General features: G+C 40.7%; 1 protein-coding gene. It reads right to left on the bottom strand.

What is annotated here, in order from left to right:
- Window positions 1-150 precede the first annotated feature (150 nt).
- Window positions 151-1,785 (bottom strand): M1 family metallopeptidase, encoded by a 1,635-nt coding sequence (locus tag ACEW8U_RS21565; RefSeq protein WP_373524122.1) that lies wholly within the window; start codon window positions 1,783-1,785, stop codon window positions 151-153.
- Window positions 1,786-2,004 lie beyond the last annotated feature (219 nt).

The following is a 2,004-nucleotide window of genomic DNA, read 5'->3' as shown; positions in this document are numbered from 1 at the left end:
ACTTTATACATTTGAAGAGTTGAATCATTTTATCCATTTCATTGGAGACGATATCTATAACGTGATAGCCTCCACCCAGATAATGTTTAGATCGGGGTTCCTTTGCCATTTTCGAATTGTGGCAATCTACAATCTAAAATCTTACCCTCATCACCTCAACCCAAAATTCCCGACATAAAAATCCTTATCCACCTTTACCTCAGCCCTTTGATCCACTTTCAATTCAGTCCATTTTGTAGTGGGAAAAATACGTAATTTGTTTTCCCCAAAATCCAAATCGACTGGCATATCGAATGAAGTAATGCAATTGGTCCAGCGGAAGTTCAAGGTTTTATCATCAGAGAAATAGTGCTCTAAAACCGGAACAGAACTGTTTCTCAGGTACTGATCAAAAAAAGCAGTGAGGTCGATTCCTATTTTTTGGGCCATATAATTTTCCACCTGTGCTGTGGTGACGGTCTGATGATAGAATTCACGGTTGAGTCCCCGGAGGATATTTCTCCATTTCTCATCATCATTGGTGATTTCTCGAAGCGTATTCAGGATATTTCCTCCTTTGTAGTACATATCACCCGAACCTCTATGGTTCACCGAATACCTTCCGATTATCGGTAGTTTATTGTCAATTCTGGTACGGGTGCCACGCACATATTCTTGCCCCGCTTCTTTTCCATAGAAATAATCCACAAAGAGACTTTCGGTATAATTGGTAAAACTCTCATGGATCCACATATCCGCCACGTCCTTGTAGGTGATATTGTTGGCAAACCATTCATGACCGGATTCATGGATGATGATAAAATCAAATTTCATTCCCCAACCTGTACCACTTAGGTCGGTACCCCTATAGCCGTTTTCATAGCCATTGCCATAAGTGACTGAACTCTGATGCTCCATACCCAAATAGGGCGCTTCTACCAGTTTGTAACTATCTTCATAAAAGGGATAAGGTCCAAACCAGTGTTCGAAAGCTTCCATCATACGCCGGGCATCCTGAAACTGCACTTTTGCCTTTTCCAGATTATCCCGCAGGACATAGTAATCCATATCTAGAATTCCTTTTTCCCCCTGATATTTTTCAGAAAAATTCACATAATCCCCGATATTGATATTTACACCATAGTCATTGATGGGATTGCTGACAAACCAGTGATAGGTTCTCTTTTTGCCTTTCTTTTCCACTTTCCTCAATCTTCCGTTGGAAATATTCATCAGGTCTTTGGGTACAGTCACGCTGATCAGCATGCTGTCCACCTCATCTGCAGGATGGTCTTTGCTTGGCCACCAAATACTGGAACCTATCCCTTGGTTGGAAGAAGCTATAAAGTGTTTGCCGTTATCATCCTTTTGCCAGGTGATTCCACCGTCCCAAGGCGGACGGATAGCTTCCTTGGGTTGGCCTCCATAGATGATTACGATTTCCTCATAAGTTCCTTGAACCTGCTTTTTGGTCAAGCTTATAAAATGAGCAGCGCCTTCTTTCCGGATCTTTAAATCCTGTCCATCTTGTGTTGCTGAAACAATCTTTAGAGGTTCCTGAAGGTCAATCTGCATAACCTGATGCTCCTTTCTAACCTGATAGCGCACCTTATTCTTTCCGGCAATGGATTTCGTCTCAGGGAAAATTTCCACATCCAAATGGTAATAATTCAAATCCCACCAACCACGTTCCGGAGTGATACTTCCCCTTAAGGTATCCGCACGGGTAAACTTTTCCTGTGAATAGGAAATAGATATAGAAAGAAAAAAGAGCAGCGTGGCAAAGAGTTTTGTTAATATGTTCATGGGTGGAAATTAGCAAAGGCTATTGAAATTTCAACACTTTATTGAAGTCGTATTTTAAAAAATTAAAAACAGATTGACGCAACATGTCTTGTCCTGAAATAGGTTTACATATTTAAGTAGTCCAAATTGCGAAAACTAGACATCGTCTATAACCTTTTACAGCTTAGGGATACAAATGGAAATCCTTTTTTCGGGAGGAAAGCGGGAAGAAAAAAGATT

This window comes from Aquiflexum sp., from assembly GCF_041751335.1.
GTDB lineage: Bacteria > Bacteroidota > Bacteroidia > Cytophagales > Cyclobacteriaceae > Aquiflexum.
Note: the sequence above shows the minus strand (reverse complement) of the source record. Positions and strands in the feature narration are given on the sequence as shown.